At 41.4% G+C, this 18,909-nt stretch carries 25 protein-coding genes; 19 read left to right on the top strand and 6 right to left on the bottom strand.

What is annotated here, in order from left to right; all coding sequences use genetic code 11:
- Nucleotides 1-27: 27 nt before the first annotated feature.
- From gap to ACYH0L_RS15680, 10 genes are all read left to right on the top strand, one after another.
- Nucleotides 28-1,035 (top strand): type I glyceraldehyde-3-phosphate dehydrogenase, encoded by a 1,008-nt coding sequence (gap, locus tag ACYH0L_RS15725; protein WP_012011304.1) that lies wholly within the window; start codon nucleotides 28-30, stop codon nucleotides 1,033-1,035.
- A gap of 213 nt (nucleotides 1,036-1,248) precedes the next feature.
- On the top strand, nucleotides 1,249-2,433 hold the full coding sequence (locus ACYH0L_RS15720; protein ID WP_017359212.1) for a phosphoglycerate kinase: 1,185 nt from the start codon (nucleotides 1,249-1,251) through the stop codon (nucleotides 2,431-2,433).
- Nucleotides 2,434-2,462: 29 nt separating this feature from the next.
- Nucleotides 2,463-3,224: a triose-phosphate isomerase gene (gene tpiA / locus ACYH0L_RS15715; RefSeq protein ID WP_017359213.1), complete on the top strand. Its 762-nt coding sequence runs from the start codon at nucleotides 2,463-2,465 to the stop codon at nucleotides 3,222-3,224.
- A complete protein-coding gene (gpmI, locus tag ACYH0L_RS15710) occupies nucleotides 3,217-4,752 on the top strand; it encodes a 2,3-bisphosphoglycerate-independent phosphoglycerate mutase (RefSeq protein ID WP_099727933.1) in 1,536 nt (511 codons plus the stop codon). Before tpiA ends, gpmI begins: the two co-directional genes overlap by 8 nt.
- Nucleotides 4,753-4,782: 30 nt before the next feature.
- Nucleotides 4,783-6,075: a phosphopyruvate hydratase gene (gene eno, locus ACYH0L_RS15705; protein WP_003212752.1), complete on the top strand. Its 1,293-nt coding sequence runs from the start codon at nucleotides 4,783-4,785 to the stop codon at nucleotides 6,073-6,075.
- Nucleotides 6,076-6,331: 256 nt separating this feature from the next.
- Nucleotides 6,332-6,601, top strand: a complete 270-nt coding sequence (locus ACYH0L_RS15700; protein WP_099727932.1) for a hypothetical protein — start codon at nucleotides 6,332-6,334, stop codon at nucleotides 6,599-6,601.
- A gap of 60 nt (nucleotides 6,602-6,661) precedes the next feature.
- The gene (locus tag ACYH0L_RS15695; RefSeq protein ID WP_099727931.1) at nucleotides 6,662-7,429 is read left to right on the top strand and encodes an ATP-binding cassette domain-containing protein; all 768 of its coding nucleotides are present in this window, start codon (nucleotides 6,662-6,664) and stop codon (nucleotides 7,427-7,429) included.
- Nucleotides 7,401-8,798: a hypothetical protein gene (locus ACYH0L_RS15690; protein WP_099727930.1), complete on the top strand. Its 1,398-nt coding sequence runs from the start codon at nucleotides 7,401-7,403 to the stop codon at nucleotides 8,796-8,798. Before ACYH0L_RS15695 ends, ACYH0L_RS15690 begins: the two co-directional genes overlap by 29 nt.
- Complete coding sequence (locus ACYH0L_RS15685; RefSeq protein WP_099727929.1) at nucleotides 8,795-9,160, top strand: hypothetical protein; 366 nt, start codon at nucleotides 8,795-8,797, stop codon at nucleotides 9,158-9,160. The genes ACYH0L_RS15690 and ACYH0L_RS15685 overlap by 4 nt, the downstream gene beginning before the upstream one ends.
- A complete protein-coding gene (locus ACYH0L_RS15680; protein WP_099727928.1) occupies nucleotides 9,161-9,442 on the top strand; it encodes a hypothetical protein in 282 nt (93 codons plus the stop codon).
- A gap of 21 nt (nucleotides 9,443-9,463) precedes the next feature.
- Here the strand turns inward: ACYH0L_RS15680 and ACYH0L_RS15675 are convergent, their stop codons facing one another.
- Entirely contained in the window at nucleotides 9,464-9,928 is a 465-nt protein-coding gene (locus ACYH0L_RS15675; RefSeq protein ID WP_099727927.1) for a GNAT family N-acetyltransferase, read from the bottom strand.
- Nucleotides 9,929-9,943: 15 nt separating this feature from the next.
- Entirely contained in the window at nucleotides 9,944-10,408 is a 465-nt protein-coding gene (locus ACYH0L_RS15670; RefSeq protein WP_099727926.1) for a hypothetical protein, read from the bottom strand.
- 118 nt (nucleotides 10,409-10,526) lie between these two features.
- Between ACYH0L_RS15670 and ACYH0L_RS15665 the strand changes: the two genes are divergently transcribed.
- On the top strand, nucleotides 10,527-11,159 hold the full coding sequence (locus ACYH0L_RS15665; RefSeq protein WP_099727925.1) for a MarC family protein: 633 nt from the start codon (nucleotides 10,527-10,529) through the stop codon (nucleotides 11,157-11,159).
- Nucleotides 11,160-11,214: 55 nt separating this feature from the next.
- On the opposite strand, the gene ACYH0L_RS15660 is transcribed toward ACYH0L_RS15665, so the two are convergent.
- A complete protein-coding gene (locus ACYH0L_RS15660; RefSeq protein ID WP_099727924.1) occupies nucleotides 11,215-11,751 on the bottom strand; it encodes a GbsR/MarR family transcriptional regulator in 537 nt (178 codons plus the stop codon).
- A 269-nt stretch (nucleotides 11,752-12,020) separates the two neighbouring features.
- Between ACYH0L_RS15660 and ACYH0L_RS15655 the strand changes: the two genes are divergently transcribed.
- The 4 genes from ACYH0L_RS15655 to ACYH0L_RS15640 are packed head-to-tail and all read left to right on the top strand — an operon-like array spanning nucleotide 12,021 to nucleotide 15,474.
- On the top strand, nucleotides 12,021-13,166 hold the full coding sequence (locus ACYH0L_RS15655) for a betaine/proline/choline family ABC transporter ATP-binding protein (RefSeq protein WP_099727923.1): 1,146 nt from the start codon (nucleotides 12,021-12,023) through the stop codon (nucleotides 13,164-13,166).
- A 12-nt stretch (nucleotides 13,167-13,178) separates the two neighbouring features.
- Nucleotides 13,179-13,832 (top strand): ABC transporter permease, encoded by a 654-nt coding sequence (locus ACYH0L_RS15650; RefSeq protein ID WP_099727922.1) that lies wholly within the window; start codon nucleotides 13,179-13,181, stop codon nucleotides 13,830-13,832.
- 13 nt (nucleotides 13,833-13,845) lie between these two features.
- Entirely contained in the window at nucleotides 13,846-14,763 is a 918-nt protein-coding gene (locus ACYH0L_RS15645) for an osmoprotectant ABC transporter substrate-binding protein (RefSeq protein ID WP_230030732.1), read from the top strand.
- A gap of 21 nt (nucleotides 14,764-14,784) precedes the next feature.
- On the top strand, nucleotides 14,785-15,474 hold the full coding sequence (locus ACYH0L_RS15640; RefSeq protein WP_034280931.1) for an ABC transporter permease: 690 nt from the start codon (nucleotides 14,785-14,787) through the stop codon (nucleotides 15,472-15,474).
- Between the two features lie 80 nt (nucleotides 15,475-15,554).
- On the opposite strand, the gene ACYH0L_RS15635 is transcribed toward ACYH0L_RS15640, so the two are convergent.
- From ACYH0L_RS15635 to ACYH0L_RS15625, 3 genes are all read right to left on the bottom strand, one after another.
- Complete coding sequence (locus ACYH0L_RS15635) at nucleotides 15,555-15,875, bottom strand: winged helix-turn-helix transcriptional regulator (protein ID WP_034316754.1); 321 nt, start codon at nucleotides 15,873-15,875, stop codon at nucleotides 15,555-15,557.
- An 82-nt stretch (nucleotides 15,876-15,957) separates the two neighbouring features.
- On the bottom strand, nucleotides 15,958-16,359 hold the full coding sequence (locus ACYH0L_RS15630; RefSeq protein ID WP_283775060.1) for a helix-turn-helix domain-containing protein: 402 nt from the start codon (nucleotides 16,357-16,359) through the stop codon (nucleotides 15,958-15,960).
- Nucleotides 16,360-16,489: 130 nt separating this feature from the next.
- The gene (locus ACYH0L_RS15625; RefSeq protein WP_099727919.1) at nucleotides 16,490-16,894 is read right to left on the bottom strand and encodes a helix-turn-helix domain-containing protein; all 405 of its coding nucleotides are present in this window, start codon (nucleotides 16,892-16,894) and stop codon (nucleotides 16,490-16,492) included.
- A 154-nt stretch (nucleotides 16,895-17,048) separates the two neighbouring features.
- On the opposite strand from ACYH0L_RS15625, the gene ACYH0L_RS15620 reads away from it, so the two are divergent.
- The 4 genes from ACYH0L_RS15620 to ACYH0L_RS15605 all read left to right on the top strand — a co-directional run bounded on the left by ACYH0L_RS15620 (nucleotide 17,049) and on the right by ACYH0L_RS15605 (nucleotide 18,900).
- Complete coding sequence (locus tag ACYH0L_RS15620) at nucleotides 17,049-17,282, top strand: helix-turn-helix domain-containing protein (RefSeq protein WP_024719830.1); 234 nt, start codon at nucleotides 17,049-17,051, stop codon at nucleotides 17,280-17,282.
- A 37-nt stretch (nucleotides 17,283-17,319) separates the two neighbouring features.
- Entirely contained in the window at nucleotides 17,320-17,610 is a 291-nt protein-coding gene (locus tag ACYH0L_RS15615) for an AbrB/MazE/SpoVT family DNA-binding domain-containing protein (RefSeq protein WP_003213714.1), read from the top strand.
- Between the two features lie 185 nt (nucleotides 17,611-17,795).
- Complete coding sequence (gene secG / locus ACYH0L_RS15610; RefSeq protein ID WP_003212746.1) at nucleotides 17,796-18,029, top strand: preprotein translocase subunit SecG; 234 nt, start codon at nucleotides 17,796-17,798, stop codon at nucleotides 18,027-18,029.
- 124 nt (nucleotides 18,030-18,153) lie between these two features.
- The gene (locus ACYH0L_RS15605) at nucleotides 18,154-18,900 is read left to right on the top strand and encodes an alpha/beta hydrolase (RefSeq protein ID WP_099727918.1); all 747 of its coding nucleotides are present in this window, start codon (nucleotides 18,154-18,156) and stop codon (nucleotides 18,898-18,900) included.
- Nucleotides 18,901-18,909: the final 9 nt, after the last annotated feature.

Genomic DNA, 18,909 nt, shown 5'->3' with positions numbered 1-18,909 from the left:
TTGTGACCTATAAAAGGAGGAAACATCATGGCAGTAAAAGTCGGTATTAACGGATTTGGACGTATTGGACGTAACGTATTTCGTGCAGCATTAAACAATCCTGAAGTTGAGGTAGTAGCGGTTAACGATCTAACAGATGCTAACATGCTTGCACACCTTTTACAATATGACTCTGTTCACGGAAAACTAGATGCAGAAGTTTCTGTAGACGGTACAAACTTAGTAGTGAACGGTAAAACAATCGAAGTATCAGCTGAGCGTGACCCTGCAAAATTAAGCTGGGGTAAACAAGGCGTAGAAATCGTTGTTGAATCTACTGGGTTCTTCACTAAGCGTGCAGACGCTGCAAAACACTTAGAAGCTGGCGCTAAAAAAGTCATCATCTCTGCTCCTGCTAACGAAGAAGATATCACAATCGTTATGGGTGTAAACGAAGACAAATACGATGCAGCTAGCCACGATGTCATCTCTAATGCATCTTGTACGACTAACTGCTTAGCTCCATTTGCAAAAGTACTTAACGATAAATTTGGTATTAAACGCGGTATGATGACAACTGTTCACTCATACACAAATGACCAGCAAATTCTTGATCTTCCGCACAAAGACTACCGTCGTGCTCGTGCAGCTGCGGAAAACATCATCCCAACTTCTACAGGTGCTGCGAAAGCCGTTTCACTTGTATTGCCTGAACTAAAAGGCAAATTAAACGGTGGCGCAATGCGTGTTCCAACACCTAACGTTTCTTTAGTTGACCTTGTGGCTGAATTAAACCAAGATGTAACAGCTGAAGACGTAAATGCAGCACTTAAAGAAGCAGCTGAAGGAGAACTTAACGGAATCCTTGGCTACAGCGAAGAGCCATTAGTATCTGGTGACTACAATGGTAATGCAAACTCTTCTACAATTGATGCTCTTTCTACAATGGTCATGGAAGGCAGCATGGTGAAAGTCATCTCTTGGTACGATAACGAGAGTGGATATTCTCACCGCGTAGTTGACCTTGCAGCTTACATTGCAAAACAAGGTCTTTAATTTCTGACGCTGAAGGAACTCACTTGGTTCTTTCCTAGAGACACGATATAATGAAGACGGACAAGGGAAGGGGAAGCATCCCTTTCCCTTTTTCTCTTCTTTTATCCGTTCTGCACGATTTCTCGTTTTGATGAGGGCAAAATGGGAAAAGGATAAAGAGAGACTTGTCCAATGCGTAAGGAAACCAGAATAAAGGAGGATCTCCTGACGAGCATGAATAAAAAATCAGTAAAAGACATTGACGTAAAAGGTAAAGTTGTGTTCTGCCGCGTAGATTTTAACGTTCCAATGAAAGACGGAAAAGTGACGGATGATACTCGTATTCGCGCAGCATTACCAACGATTGAGTATTTAACAGGACAAGGCGCAAAGGTACTGCTAGCTAGTCATTTGGGTCGTCCGAAGGGTCAAGTTACTGAAGAACTGCGTCTGACACCTGTGGCTAAGCGTCTGCAAGAGCTTCTTGGACAAGAAGTGAAAAAAGCGGATGAAGCTTACGGCGACAACGTGAAAAAGCAAATCTCTGACTTAAAAGAAGGAGACGTGCTAGTGCTTGAAAACGTTCGTTTCTATCCTGGTGAAGAAAAGAACGATCCTGAACTATCAAAAGCATTTGCTGATTTAGCCGATGTGTATGTCAATGATGCGTTCGGTGCTGCACACCGTGCACATGCATCCACTGCTGGTATTGCAGCATATCTTCCGGCTGTTTCGGGCTTCCTCATGCAAAAAGAGCTTGAGGTTCTAGGAAAAGCCATTTCAAACCCTGATCGCCCATTTACAGCGATTATTGGTGGCGCAAAAGTAAAGGATAAAATCGGTGTCATTGAAAGTCTTCTTGATAAAGTGGACAACCTCATCATCGGCGGCGGACTTGCTTACACATTTGTGAAAGCACTAGGCCACGAAGTAGGAAAATCTTTATTAGAAGAAGACAAAGTCGATTTAGCGAAATCCTTTATGGACCGTGCAAAAGAAAAAGGCGTGAACTTCCTGATTCCAACAGATGTTCTGGTAGCCGACGACTTTTCAAATGATGCGAATACAAGCATTGTGCCAATCTCTGAAATTCCAAGTGATCTAGAAGCACTTGATATTGGAACAGAGACAAGAGAGAAGTACGCTGATGTTATTAAAAACAGCAAACTTGTTGTTTGGAACGGACCAATGGGTGTATTTGAAATCGATGCATTCGCCAAAGGAACAAAAGCAATCGCAGAAGCACTGGCAGAAGCAAAAGATACATATTCTGTCATTGGCGGTGGAGACTCAGCAGCAGCTGTTGAGAAATTTGGTCTTGCCGATCAGATGAGCCATATTTCGACAGGCGGCGGCGCTTCACTTGAGTTCATGGAAGGCAAAGAGCTTCCAGGTGTTACTGCATTAAACGATAAATAAGACAAAACTGCTATAAGGAAGTGTCAATCATGAGAAAACCAATTATAGCTGGGAACTGGAAAATGAACAAAACACTTGGCGAAGCGGTTAGCTTCGTTGAAGAAGTCAAGTCATCTATTCCATCTCCTGACAAAGTGGAATCCATTGTCTGTGCGCCAGCACTTTTCCTAGAAAAGCTAAACAGCCTTTCAAACGGAACAGACCTTAAAATTGGTGCGCAAAATATGCACTTTGAAGAAAATGGTGCATTCACTGGTGAAATCAGCCCTGCTGCTCTAAAAGATCTTGGCATCGGCTACTCAGTGATTGGACATTCAGAGCGCCGCGAATTCTTCGCTGAAACAGATGAAACAGTGAACAAAAAAGCACATGCAGCATTTAAGCATGGCATTGTTCCAATTATCTGTGTAGGTGAAACGCTTGAAGAGCGTGAAGCAGGCAAAACAAATGAACTTGTCGCTGATCAAGTGAAGAAAGCACTAGCTGGTTTAACGAAGCAGCAAGTGGCTGAATCTGTGATTGCGTATGAGCCAATTTGGGCCATCGGTACAGGGAAATCTTCTACAGCGAAAGATGCAAACGATGTTTGTGCACACATCCGCCAAACCGTTGCAAGCGAATTTGGTCAAGAAGCGGCAGACAGCCTTCGCATTCAATATGGCGGAAGCGTGAAGCCGGCGAACATTAAAGAATATATGGCAGAATCCGATATTGACGGTGCTTTGGTTGGTGGCGCAAGCCTAGAACCTCAGTCTTTCGTTCAATTATTGGAGGAAGGTCAATATGAGTAAGAAACCAGCTGCATTAATCATCTTAGACGGGTTCGGTTTAAGAGGCGAAACAGTGGGAAACGCTGTTGCACAAGCAAAGAAACCGAACTTTGACCGCTACTGGAACGAATTCCCGCATCAAACCTTAACGGCATCAGGTGAGGCAGTGGGTCTCCCGCAAGGTCAAATGGGAAACTCTGAAGTTGGGCATTTGAACATCGGTGCAGGACGCATTGTGTATCAAAGCTTAACAAGAGTGAATGTTGCCATTCGTGATGGGGAATTTGAGAAAAACGAAACGTTCATAGAGGCAATGACATATGCAAAAGAGAATGACAAGGCCCTTCATTTATTTGGTCTATTGTCAGATGGCGGAGTGCACAGTCACATCCAGCATCTATTTGCCCTGCTGAAACTAGCGAAAAAAGAAGGCTTAACAAAAGTATACATTCATGGCTTCTTGGACGGACGTGATGTTGGTCAGAAGACAGCCAAAGTGTACTTAAAACAGCTTGAAGAACAAATTAAAGAAATTGGTGTCGGTGAAATTGCAACACTTTCTGGACGCTACTACTCAATGGACCGTGACAAACGCTGGGATCGTGTGGAAAAAGCGTATCGCGCGATGGCGTATGGTGAAGGCCCAAGTTATCAAAACATTTATGATGTCGTTGATGACTCATATGAAAATGGAATCTACGATGAATTCGTTATTCCATCTGTCATAACAAGAGAAAATGGTGAACCTGTTGCAAAAGTAAACGACGGCGACTCTGTGATTTTCTATAACTTCCGTCCAGACCGTGCGATCCAAATTTCGAACACTTTCACAAATGAAGATTTCCGCTCGTTTGACCGCGGAGAAGCACATCCGAAGCATTTACACTTCGTCTGCTTCACACACTTCAGTGAAACAGTTGATGGCTATGTGGCCTTCAAACCAGTGAATTTGGATAACACAGTAGGAGAAGTGATTTCTCAAAATGGATTGAAACAGCTGCGGATTGCTGAAACAGAGAAATATCCTCATGTCACGTTCTTTATGAGTGGTGGACGTGAAGAAGAATTTCCTGGTGAAGACCGCATCTTGATCAATTCACCAAATGTGGCAACCTATGACCTAAAGCCGGAAATGAGCGCTTACGAAGTGAAGGATGCACTTGTTGAAGACATCAATGCCGACAAGCATGATGCGATCATTCTGAACTTTGCTAACCCGGATATGGTTGGTCATTCAGGAATGCTCGAGCCAACAATTAAAGCAATTGAAGCAGTAGATGAGTGCTTAGGAGCTGTAGTCGACGCAATCCTAGCTAAAGGCGGACATGCCATCATCACGGCAGACCACGGTAACGCAGACGTGCTGATTACCGAAGAAGGAAAACCGCATACTGCACATACGACAAACCCTGTTCCAGTCATCGTAACGAAAAAAGGTGCGACGCTTAGAGAAGGCGGCATTTTAGCTGATCTATCTCCAACGCTTTTAGACTTACTTGGTCTTGAAAAACCAAAAGAGATGACAGGAACATCATTGATTCAAAAATAACAAAATTGATTCAAAAGGAGCGAAATAATCATGCCATACATTGTTGACGTATATGCACGCGAAGTATTAGACTCTCGCGGTAATCCAACAGTTGAAGTAGAAGTTTACACAGAATCTGGCGGCTTTGGCCGTGCATTAGTTCCAAGTGGTGCTTCTACTGGTGAATATGAAGCAGTAGAACTACGTGACGGAGATAAAGACCGTTACCTTGGAAAAGGTGTTCTGACAGCTGTAAACAACGTAAACGAAATCATTGCACCAGAGCTTTTAGGCTTTGATGTAACAGAACAAGTAGCGATTGACAAAATGTTAATCGAACTTGATGGAACAGAAAACAAAGGGAAATTAGGCGCAAACGCAATTCTTGGCGTATCTATCGCTGTAGCACGTGCGGCTGCTGATTTCTTACAAATTCCACTTTACCAATACCTTGGTGGATTCAACTCCAAAACGCTTCCAGTGCCAATGATGAACATCGTCAATGGCGGAGAGCATGCGGATAACAACGTAGACATTCAAGAATTCATGATTATGCCTGTAGGTGCGCCGAACTTCCGTGAAGCACTTCGTATGGGCGCACAAATCTTCCATAGCCTGAAATCTGTATTAAGCGCAAAAGGCTTAAACACAGCTGTAGGTGACGAAGGTGGATTCGCTCCAAACCTTGGTTCTAACGAAGAAGCACTTCAAACAATCGTAGAAGCGATTGAAAAAGCTGGCTTCAAACCAGGTGAAGAAGTGAAACTTGCAATGGATGCTGCATCTTCTGAGTTCTATAACAAAGAAGACGGTAAATATCATTTATCAGGCGAAGGTGTTGTAAAAACATCTGCTGAAATGGTTGACTGGTATGAAGATATGGTATCGAAATACCCAATCATCTCAATCGAAGACGGCCTTGATGAAAACGACTGGGAAGGTCATAAACTATTAACTGAGCGCCTTGGCAGCAAGGTTCAGCTAGTAGGAGACGACTTATTCGTAACAAATACGAAGAAACTTTCTGAAGGTATCAAAAATGGTGTCGGTAACTCAATCCTGATCAAAGTAAACCAAATCGGTACATTGACTGAAACATTTGATGCAATCGAAATGGCAAAACGTGCAGGATACACAGCTGTCATCTCTCACCGTTCTGGTGAAACAGAAGACAGCACAATTGCGGACATCGCAGTTGCAACAAACGCTGGACAAATCAAAACAGGTGCTCCGTCTCGTACGGACCGTGTGGCGAAATACAACCAATTACTTCGCATCGAAGATCAATTGGCTGAAACAGCACAATACCACGGCATTGCAACTTTCTATAACTTGAATAAGTAATGTCAGCAATGCGCTGCGTACCGCTCTTTTATGAGAGCGGGCGCAGCGTTTTTTTGTGTTGACTGAGATGTGTCAGCTGTTTCATTTGTCACATCCTATTTCTGTAAAAACTCATCCTTCAGTCAGAGGATAAGCCACCAGCACACCATTTTATAAGCACTAAATCATGAAAAATCGACTAAAAATATGAGCTGAAATGAACTTATGCTTTCTGTAGGGTGGTGGTATCATTTTACATATATTAGGGGGTGATGAGATGCTGAATCCTTTTAGCCTTCGTTTTCCAGTAGGGCTGTATATGTATGTACTTCATCTATTGGCGGCCTATGATGAAAGGAAGCAACGAATTCTGACTTCTAAGAACGTACAGAAAAATGCATTTTGGATTTATGTCCTTGCCGCTATTTTAGGCATTGTGACAGTTGCAGCATTGATTTGGGCATGCAAAACATTTGGGAAAGGCTCTAAATTTTTAGGAGAGTTTAAGTTTTTAGGCATGTACATTAAAATCCAATGCGGTTTCTAAATAGGTGATGAGAACAGATGCAAAGTCATCTGTTCTATTTGAAACAAACGGAGGGACATGATGCTGACATTACAATTAAAAGAAAAAACGTATAGCCGCACCTTCTCTCTCCGCAATATTCAGATGAATGTGGAGAAAGGACGCATGATGCTTCTTTTAGGGCATAATGGTGCAGGAAAGACAACGATGATCCAATCCATGTTTGGGCTGACGCCATTTACAGGGCACGTATCCTTAAATGGTGAACAGCTCAACTTCCAATCCTCAGCTCACATATCCCTTTTGAAAGAACATGTTTCCTATATTCCAGACGACCATGCTTTGTTCGATTATTTAACGCCGAGAGAATATTTTCATTTACTTCAGCTGCCAAATAAGCAAGATGTCGCGCGAGACGAGACATTCATCGATCTTTTTGAGCTGAGTCCGTATATGGATCAGCCAATTGCTCAGCTGTCTCATGGCAATCAAAAGAAAACTCAGATCATTTCACAGCTCCTCAGGCCTTGTGATTATTATGTGTTCGACGAGCCAACGAATGGACTTGATCCAGATATGATGATCATCTTAAGAAAGGTGCTCATGAAGCTGAGAGATCAAGGTGCCGGTATCCTCATTTCAACCCATCATTTGAGCTTTGGTGAGACATTGTATGATCACCTCATGATCTTAAGAAACGGTGACATAAAACTGGATATGTCTCGTCAAGAAGCAAGACAGACATTTCCTCATCAGGCACTTGAGGAGATATACAAAGAAGTGAATCGTGATTACTATATGCAGGTGGAGAGGTTGCTCAATGATTTGGACTCAACGCGTTCTTCATAAAATAGAATGGGGTATGCTGACTACGAAAGTAAAGCAGCTCGGCAAAAAATATCCTTTGCAGCTTCTCGCAGCAGCTGCTTTTTTCTTGCTGATGTATGCTATGTACGTCGTCATGAGCCTGCGCTTTTTCATGCAGACAGAGGATAGCGAGCCAACTGCTTTATACCTCCAGTTTATCAAAATGTCACTCTTGCTTTTGTGTGCAGGAATTGTCTTTTCCCGTAATAAAATGAAGCGTCAGGAATACCAATTTTTCTTTCTAAATAGTGCAATTCAAAGTGTGTCATTTGTCCTGTGTGTATATTTCTTTCCGGTGCTGTTTTGCTTCATTATCCTTGGCCTTCTTTTTTTACCAATCGTGTTAGGGCTTTTCATTAGCGGTGTTACACTCTCTATGTATTGGATCATTGTTGTATGTGTCACTTGCTGTGTAATGGCGCTGTATGTGCTCGTTTCTTGGATGCTGATGCGAATTGGTGTGAGCCACTTCATATCCAAAACAAAAGAGCATTTGCTACTGCAAACGATCGGATTTGTGATACTAAGTGCTTTGATGTTTCTTCTTTTTCAAAAAGCGGTTGAGATGATCCATGTATGGCGGTCTGTCTATCTGGTGTTTGAGCTGATCTTACTATGCGCGGGATGGCTTTGGCTGAAGGGTTTATCGGCTTGTTATGTCAATCGGATGTTTTTGCAGCTGAAAGTAGAAGTGAAGTCGTTTTCTTACCAAAAAATCAGAACACATTCTTCATTTCTGACTCATCTGCGGCAGGAATTTGTTTATTTCAGCCGATCAGCTGTTTTTAAAGAACAGGGCATTTTGTTTCTGTTTCTTGTTTGCTTGACGGTGGGGCTGCCATTTGTTTTTTCTCCGGCAGAAACTGGCTGGCTGTATGCCTTTATTGTGCAGTTTGCGTTAAAAGAGATCTTGATCATGCTTCCGCTGATGATTGGCAGGGAATATCATATGAATCATCGAGCCATCTTTATGTTGAATACATCAAAGGGCGCTTATTTATTGTCGAGAATTTTATTTTATTACGCGATCAATTTGCTCATATATTTTGTGTATATTGGGCTTGCTTATTTGGTGACGGGTATTGAAAGTGAAGGTCACGTTTTGGCGAGTCTGTCCATTTTATTGATCACCGTCATGGCGGCATGTGCAGGGTTTGTAGTGAAAATTAATGATTTTAATAAAATGTTTGTGATCCTGATGATGATTGCTGTGTTCAGTTTCTTAGATATGCTTTTATTAGAGTGGCTTTCATCCGATCCACAGCTTCTTGCAACTGCCTATATGATTGGTTCCCTTACATTTTTCAGCTGTATATATGCTGCCATGTTAAAAAGGCCAATCTTGCGATGATAGAGCTTTTGATTAGTTTGATAGCGGTTGTGCTCATTCATGAACTCGGTCATATGCTGATGGTCATGGTGTGTAACAAAATCGAACAAAGACCGCTCTTTGATTATGTGGTGATGATCGATTGGAAGCACGTGTCGATCGTGCATGAAAAATTTGCCCGGCCGAGCTTCAATGTGATGGTGGCACTTGCAGGTCCACTTTTTCCGGTGATCTGCTCTGGTGTGCTTTTTTTCATGTGGAAGCATCCATTGAGTCATCAATTGCTGCTTTTTTCTTTACTGAACACTGTGATGCTGCATCCAGCCTGCCCAGACGGGAAAAATATCACAGCCAGCTTAAAAGAGATGAAAGGAGAGAAATAGATGATCAAAGTATTTCATTCTTTTTCTAGTGGCTTAACACTCGCGATGCTTTATGTATTCGCTGTGTTTATGACCCCAGTATTTTTATTGCTGCTAGAGGTCAATCATGTTGAATCAAGTCCGACTGTGTTTGGCATGCCATTTTATATCATGAAAATCGAAAAGTATCAATTCAGCTCAGAGGCGACCCTCTTTGGATGCGCGGTCTGCTTTCTAGCTGGCGCCGTGCTCTACTTCTTGATTCAATATGTGATTCATGTCGTAAAAAAGCGCAGATCATAAAAAAGCAGGCTGAACAAAAAGTCAGTCTGCTTGAAAAGCGAGCGACAGCCGTACCATATCCATGCACTGAATACCGTTTTCATAGATCGGTTCATCATAATGCTTAAGGAAAAAATCATGATCAATGGATGTTAGGCGAAAGCCGCATTTTTGATAAAGTGCCAGCTGGTGAATACTAGAGTTTCCTGTGCCGATTTCAATCGTGTGAAAACCGGCTGCTTTGGCTTCAGCAATGGCATGATGAATCAGCTGCTTCCCAATTCCTTTTCCTTGCCATGACTCCTTCACAGCGACATTCATCATTTCAACCGTGTGCTGAGATCGTGATGAAAGTACATAGATACCGATCATGTCCTGTTCATGAAAGGCGACATAACAAGAGCCGGATTGTACATAGGCAAGAATCTTTTCCTTTGAAGGGTCAGCTAATAGCAAAAGATCCATAGGTACAGATTGATGACGAGGCAATGGCTGAATCTGTATCACTTCATTTCATCCTCTCTATTCTTTAATATACCCTTGTTTGACCCCCCAATCGTATTGATCCTGCACCCACTGAGAGGGAGGATGATGTGTGACATTTGGGTCTTTTTTGACGTCAGGTTTCCTTGCAGCTTGTGCTGACTGCTTATTCGTTTGAGCAGTTGCTTTCGATGCTGCCAGCTCTTTTTGAAGCTGATTGATTTCCACCTCAAGAGCTTTACGCTGTTTGACTTCTTTTTGATAGGCCTTCTGTTTTTCCTTCAGCTTTTTTGTGACTGTGGACAATTTCTTTTTTTGATCATCGATTTCATGCTTCATATCCGTTCCTTCTGACTTTAACTTCACCAGCTGCTGATCGTTCGTTTTGGTTTCTTGCTGATGTGTTTCCGCTGCTGCGGTGATTGTATGCTCCTGCCAAACAATCCAGCCGGCTGCGCCTAAAATAGCGACAGACAGAAGGAGGATGGTGATTGTTTTCTTCATGTGGTATTCCCCTTTCTCTAAACCTCTATTAACATCGGTTAGATCCAAACAGGTTTTAACATATCGAGAGAATATTCACATCAGTTTGGCAGACACTATGAAAAAAGGAGGGTGTCTGTTGATTTCCTTTATGATTCATGTCGTTGTGTCACTATTTGCTGTGTCGAACCCAATTGGAAACGTGCCTCTTTTTATCACCTTAACAGAAGGCTATACAGAGAAAGAACGCTCTCAGACGGCCAAAAAAGCCATTGTTGTATCATTTATTATTTTGGTTGCCTTTCTACTGGCAGGCAGGCTCATTTTCAAGTTGTTTGGGATCGATATTCATGCACTCCGCATCGCTGGAGGTATTTTTATTTTTGGTATCGCTTACAATTTACTGAATGCAAAAGAGTCACATGTCCAAAACCCTCATTCGGACGAAAAGGCAGAAAGCATAGAGAAGGCAGATGTCTCCGTTACCCCGCTGGCGATCCCAATCATTGCAGGCCCCGGTACAATCGCCACAGTGATGAGTTTAACCCCAGGAAGTGAGGCAGGGTTTCATATACTTGCGATCCTTTTTGGTATTGTGATCGTTCTTGCCATGACGTATTATGCATTTCATTATTCAAGTTTCATTATGCGAAAAATGGGGAAAACAGAGATGAATGTTGTGACTCGATTGATGGGATTGATTCTTGCTGTCGTGGCAGTAGAGATGATTGGCGCAGGCTTAAAAGGGATGTTCCCAATGTTTATGTCATAAGTGTATATAAAAAAGCTGTTTTTTTCTACAATGATGTAAAATAAAACAGCTTTTTTTAAGGTTTTGGTACATGCTTAAACACTTCTTCACTTTCGAAGAATTCAATTAAGCGGCTAATCCAGTCATAGTAATCAAGACTTTCTTTAATTTCTGAAAGAAGCAGATTGATTTTATCCTCTATCTCTTCTGGCAAGTCTTCCTGTTCAAGCAGCTCCAGCAATTCCTTGCACGTTTTCTTATGTGCCTTGCGATTTTTGCTGACCACTCGTGACCAATTGGCTGCAAACAATGAAATAAATGTCTGGTAATGATCTTGCTCAACGTCATACAGATCTTTACGTATTCCTTTTTCATAAACCTTTTCCGCAATATTCAAATCGAGCATTTCTCGAACAACTTGACTCATTCTCGTTTTGCTCATGCCGGTCTCCTCTGAGAGCTCTCCCAGCGTCATTGGTTTACGGTTCATGTGAATGATACCAAGCACTCTACCCACTGTAGAAGAAAGACCAAAGGCATTCATGTTCTCGGCAGCTTTTTCAATATAATGATCCTGTGCTTTTTGAATGGCGCCTAACGCTAGCTTGTCCACTCCCCGCTTCATCCCTTCATGACTGACAATTTGTAACACAATATATCATATACTTGTTTGTTAATGAAAACAATAAATATTGAGCATTTGCTAGTAATTTGAAGGAAAAAGGAGGGATTTATACATATCAGCCCGTTAACTGAAAATTTTTAATAAATGTTATGCAATACAAACATATCGTAAACTTTTTATTTTACAAAGTTTGCACTATAATTAATAAGGTGTAAATTTTCTGAAAATACATACCCAACTAATTGGAGGTGTCTCATTTGCTGAAACTAGAGAATGTATCTAAGACGTATAGAGGCGGAAAAAAAGCTGTCAAACATATTGATTTAGAAATAGCAAAAGGAGAATTTGTTTGTTTTATTGGACCGAGCGGCTGTGGCAAAACGACAACGATGAAGATGATCAATCGACTCATTGAACCTTCCTCAGGAAACATTTTGATCGAGGGAGAAAACATTATGAAGAAGGACGCTGTCCAATTAAGAAGAGAAATTGGTTATGTGATTCAGCAAATTGGACTTTTCCCCCATATGACCATTGCGCAAAACATTTCACTTGTTCCGAAGCTATTAAAATGGCCGGAAGAAAAGCGAAAAGAACGGGCGCGAGAACTGCTCAAGCTAGTCGACATGGGGCCGGAGTATCTAGAACGTTACCCGCATGAACTAAGTGGAGGACAGCAGCAGCGAATTGGCGTTCTTCGCGCACTAGCAGCAGAACCTCCTCTTATCCTCATGGATGAACCATTTGGTGCACTTGATCCAATTACACGAGATTCACTGCAAGAAGAGTTTAAAAAACTACAAAAAACATTAAATAAAACAATCGTATTCGTTACACATGACATGGATGAAGCGATCAAACTCGCTGACCGAATTGTGATTTTAAAGGATGGAGAGATTGTCCAAGTAGGCACGCCAGATGATATTCTGCGTAACCCTGCTAATGAGTTCGTAGAAGAGTTCATCGGGAAAGAACGTCTGCTTCAATCAAATCCAAACATGGAACGTGTAGAACAGATGATGAACACGTCGCCAGTGACAATTACAGTCGAAAAAACGTTGACTGATGCCATTTACATCATGAGAGAAAAGCGGGTCGATTCTTTGCTTGTTGTGGATGAAAATCATGTGTTAAAAGGTTATATCGATATCGAAACGATCGATGCGAACCGTAGAAAAGCAGCCTTCGTTGGTGAGATCTTAAATACAGAGTTCTATACAGTACAAGAAGGCGCACTTCTAAGAGACACCGTCCGGAAAATTTTAATACGCGGTATTAAATATGTACCGGTTGTGGATGCAGAGGGGCATTTAAAAGGCATTGTGACACGTGCAAGTCTTGTTGATGTTGTGTACGACTCCATCTGGGGAGAAGATACACCGGCTGTCACTGAAATGAACTAAGGAGGTGTACACATGGATCAAATCATCGATTTTCTAGAGAAAAATGGTGGGGAACTCCTCACAAAAATGTGGGAGCATTTATATATTTCTTTAATTGCCGTCGTGCTAGGCATTATTGTCGCCGTTCCTTTAGGCGTGATACTCACACGAATGAAAAAAGGCGCAGGTTTTGTCATCGGTGTCGTGAATATCTTTCAAACACTCCCTAGTTTAGCGATTCTTGCATTTTTTATTCCTATTTTGGGGGTTGGGAAAATACCTGCGATCGTTGCTCTATTTTTCTATTCCGTTTTGCCTATTTTAAGAAATACGTATGCCGGAGTTCAAGGTGTGAACAAAAATTTGCTTGAATCTGGTAAAGGGATCGGCATGACGACATGGGAACAAATTCGTCTTGTTGAACTCCCGCTAGCCGTGCCGATTATTATGGCGGGTGTCAGGACGTCAACGATTTATTTAATTGGCTGGACAACACTTGCTGCGTTTATCGGTGGAGGCGGTCTTGGTGACTATATTTTAATTGGACTCCAATTATACCAGCCGGAATACATTATTGCTGGTGCCATCCCAGTCACCATTTTAGCGGTCATCATCGATTTTACATTGATGAGGCTTGAGAAAAAAGTAACACCAGAAGGCTTAAAAGGATTGAAGGAAGTTTCATAAGGAGTTGGCACATGTGAAGAATCGAAAAACAAAATGGATCAGTGCACTGCTTGCCGGATGCTTGCTATTGATTAGTGGCTGTTCACTTCCTGGACTAGCCGGCTCCTCAGGCAATACACTGCGAATTGGCGCACAAAACTTTACCGAATCAGAAATTATGGCCTATATGGTTGGGGATATCATTGAACATTACACAGATAAAAAAACGACCATTGTGAAAAATCTAGGCTCCAACACTGTGCAGCAGAAAGCGATGGAAAACGGAGATGTTGATATTTCTGCGACAAGATATACAGGCACGGATTTGACCAGTACGCTCGGAATGGACGCGGAAAAAGATCCGAAGCGTGCGATGGAAATTGTTCAAAAAGAATTTAAAAAACGCTACGATTACAAATGGTTTGATTCCTATGGATTTGATAATACGTATGCCTTTGCTGTGACGCAAAAGATGGCAAAGGAAAACAACGTAGAAACGGTCTCTGATTTGAAAAAGAATGCGAAGAATTACCGTTTCGGTGTCGATAATATTTGGCTCAAAAAGAAAGGCGACGGTTATGAAGGGTTTGTGAAAACATACGGGATCGAATTTGGAAACACCTTTCCGATGCAGATTGGTTTAGTCTATGATGCATTGAAAAATGAAAAAATGGATATTGTACTTGCCTATTCAACAGATGGCCGGATCAAAGCCTATAATCTCAAAATCTTAAAAGATGATAAACAATTCTTTCCGCCATATGATGCATCGCCAGTTGTTCCAGAGAAGGTATTAAAAGAAAATCCAGGCCTGGACAAGGTGATCAACAGGCTGATTGGAAAAATCGGTACAGAACAAATGCAAGAGCTTAACTATCAAGTCGACGGTGAGCTTCAAGAACCAGCGACCGTTGCGAAGAATTTCCTGAAAAAACACAATTACTTTGAGTAAGATTGGGAGGTGTCAGGGCTGATGGACACACTGCAGCAATTATGGACGTATTATCAGCAGAACGGTTCATATGTGTTAGAAGAATTTTATCGGCATTTTCTCATGTCAGCGTATGGGGTGTTGTTTGCGGCAATTGTCGGAATTCCAGTAGGCATCTTTGTGGCACATTATCGCAAGCTGAGCAATTGGGTGTTCGCCATTACAAATGTCATTCAAACCATACCAGCGTTAGCGATGCTTTCAGTGTTGATGCTTGTATTAGGACTTGGCGCAAATACAGTGATCCTATCACTCTTTCTATATTCGCTTCTGCCTATCATCCGAAACACATACACTGGAATTGTCAGCATTGAACACGCCTATTTAGAATCGGGTAAAGCAATGGGCATGACGAAATGGCAAGTGCTGAGAATGGTTGAATTACCGCTTGCTTTATCGGTGATTATGGCTGGTTTAAGAACCGCACTGGTCATCGCAATCGGCATTACAGCGATTGGGACATTCGTTGGTGCGGGAGGACTTGGTGATATCATCATCAGAGGATCAAATGCGACAAACGGAACAGCCATCATTTTAGCAGGCGCTATTCCAACTGCGCTCATGGCCATCATTGCCGACCTTGTCATGGGCTGGCTTGAACGCTATTTAAGCCCAACAAACAAGAAAAAAGAGAGAAAAGCGTTAGCTGAAAAAAACATCACATCTGCTTAAGCGGCTGAATAGACAAAACCTCCCTTACATCTGTAAGGGAGGTTGTTTTATGATCATCAGGCGGCTCACATGGAGAAATTTTATGATTCAAGTGTGATCCATTCAGTGGACCACTTCGAAATTTCCTCAAAAACGGGTGCAAGTGAACGCCCCATATCAGTTAAAGAATACTCAATGCGTACGGGTGTTTCAGCAAAAACCTCCCGTTTTACAATGCCTGCTGCTTCCAGCTCTTTTAATCTCTCAGATAATACTCTTCCGCTTAAATTTGTCAGAGCCGCCTCAATTTCACTAAAGCGCTGCTGACCTGAGAGAAGCTGAAAAACAATCAGTGCAACCCAGCGTTTACTTAATAACTCAACTGCTTTTTCAAACCGCGGGCACATGTCAGATTGATTCATCTTTCTTCACTCCAATCTGAACCCATTATACCGTAATTCTGTCATCAATCAGTGCAAAAAGCTTGTCAATGATCAAAACATTTTATGATGACGAGCGGCTGTTTAACATAAACAGCAGATAGCGGTTTAGATCCTCTATTTCTTTTTTAGAAAGGGTAGACCATATGCTTCCATCAAATATTTCGAGATCACCAAGTTCATATTGCTCTGCGGCTTCTTTTATTTTGGATAAAGCCATTTCCTCTTCCTTTATCAGAGGGACAGGAGATGCTTCTTCAATATAACCAGCTGCCTGCATCATTTCCTCATAAGGTACCTTTAATGCACCTGCTAGTTTCTTAATCGTAGGAGGTTTCGGAATGCCGCGTTTCCCGTTTTCAATTCGAGAAATACCGGCAGCGCTGACCTCTGAATACATGGCTAATTGGTTCACTGATAGCTTCTTTTCCTCACGCAATGCTCTTAAATATGCACCAAAGTTCATCAACTCAAAACCTCACATGGTCAAAGATTAGGTAATTCTATTTTACTTGATTTGTTGACTATTGGCAATAAGTATACCATGAAAATATTGACATTAGTTAATGGTAGATGTATCTTAAGTTTATACCCCGCTATTTGTTCGCCTTTTTTTGGTTGATGAGCGTGAGAAAGTATTCATTCAGCTGGCTGATGTCTTGTGCAGAGAGCGTTTCCCATTGGTCTCCATCAAAAATGGGGAGATGTTCTACATCCTTTTGAAGCGCCGTTTGATAGATTTTCAACATGGACTCATATTTAGGTTTCATTTCATGAACCTTTTCCTGTTCTATATGACCGGCAAGCAGCATTAAATCCTCATAAGGCACCTTCAAGGCGTGTGCTAATTTTTTTATGGTTAAAGGCTTGGGCACACCACGCTTTCCATTTTCAATACGAGAAATACCAGCAGCGCTTACACCCGAATACATGGCGAGTTGATTGACAGACATTTTTCTATTTTCTCTTAAAATGCGTAATTGTTCACCAAAGTGATTCATGACATCGAACCTCACATTTCAGTATATGACTTATTTTAGTATGATCATTGACCAAAGGAAATAGCAGAGGTGCAAAAGTGTTGACATAAGTTAATGGATTTGTGTGTTGTGAGAGTCCTACATTCTGTACATATTGATCCTATAGGAGGTTGTAATGATGGTCGAAAAGATTCAGATCAGGCGAGCTTTTGTGATGCAGTATATGATCGAAAACGATATGTCTTTAAATCAGCTCGCAGATGAAATTGGCATCTCTCCTGCCACACTCAGCAGGGTATTAAATGGTCACCGGAAACCAGGACAGCTTGTCATTGGCAAAATGATTCATTACTTTGATAAAAAATTTGAAGATCTATTTTACTATGAAAACGTTGACAAAAGTCAATGATTGGAATCATCATATCATCTTTAAGGAGGCAATGTCATTGAAAAGAACTGGGATGGTCAGACACATTGATTCTCTTGGCAGAATTGTGCTGCCTTCAGAAATGCGAAAGGTACTCAATATCAAAGAAGAGCAGCTTTTAGAAATTTTCATAGAAGATCAAACCATCATGCTGAAAAAATATGATGCAGATAAGAGCTGCCTGTTAACTGGACAAGTAACGAAATACAACAAAAGCTATGGAAATGGCAAAGTGATGCTAAGCCCTGAAGGAGCTGAACGTTTGTTAGTAGAATTAAAACAGCTATTAAAAGAAGAAGCAACTCGTTAAAATGTTTTTTTAACTCAAAATCGAATATAAAAAATGCTGCACGCAACCCTTTTGAACGAAATTGAATCAAAATAACAAATAAAGTCGACAATATATAGGAAATCTTTATTTTGATGTTTCGTGACATGCACCTTGTTTTCATGTAAAATAAAGTTATGTGTACCAGTTTGTCTGGAGGTGTTTTCATGCACGCATTTGTTATCACATTACTCGTAATTGTCAGTATCGCACTTATCATCGTTGTATTATTACAATCAAGTAAAAGTGCTGGACTGTCAGGCGCTATTTCAGGTGGAGCCGAGCAGCTTTTCGGTAAGCAAAAAGCGAGAGGCCTTGACTTGATTCTTCACCGATTAACGGTCATTTTGTCAGTGCTTTTCTTCATATTAACACTTGCATTGGCATATTTAGGCGTGTAAAGAGCGAGTAACAGAAGGTCTGATCTTTTTTCAGACCTTTTTTTAGTATCAGCACTCTTTTGTGTTTGTTTCATACATACAAGTGGAAAATATAAACCATAACAGAAGGAAAGGAAGTCACATCATGAAAGTTGTTACACCAAAACCATTTACGTTTAAAGGTGGAGAAAAGGCGGTGCTTCTTCTTCACGGTTTTACTGGGAATACAGCAGATGTTCGAATGCTTGGCCGTTACCTGAATGAAAGAGGTTATACATGTCATGCACCTCAATACAAAGGACACGGCGTGCCGCCAGAAGAGCTTGTTCATACAGGCCCGATAGATTGGTGGAAAGATGTAGAAGAAGGGTATCAATTTTTAAAAGATGAGGGCTATGAGGAGGTTGCTGTTTGCGGACTGTCCCTCGGAGGAGTTTTTTCATTGAAATTAGGTTACACTGTACCTGTAAAGGGAATTGTACCTATGTGTGCACCTATGTACATAAAAAGTGAAGACGTCATGTACCAGGGTGTACTAGATTATGCCCGTAATTATAAAAAATTCGAGGGTAAGTCAGAGGACCAAATTGAACAGGAAATGGAAGAGTTCAAGAAAACACCAATGGGTACACTCAAGGGCCTGCAAGAGCTGATTGCAGATGTAAGAAACAATGTTGACATGATTTATTCACCTACTTTTGTTGTTCAGGCACGTCATGATCATATGATTAATACAGACAGTGCAAATATCATTTATAACGAAGTAGAGACAGATCAAAAACATTTGAAATGGTATGAAGAATCGGGCCATGTCATCACGCTTGATAAAGAGCGGGAGAAGGTTCATCAGGATGTGTATGCATTCTTAGAATCACTTGATTGGTCAATTTAAATATATAGG

The organism is Bacillus sp. MC1252, from assembly GCF_056838025.1.
This window is presented reverse-complemented; position numbering and strand designations above follow the sequence as displayed.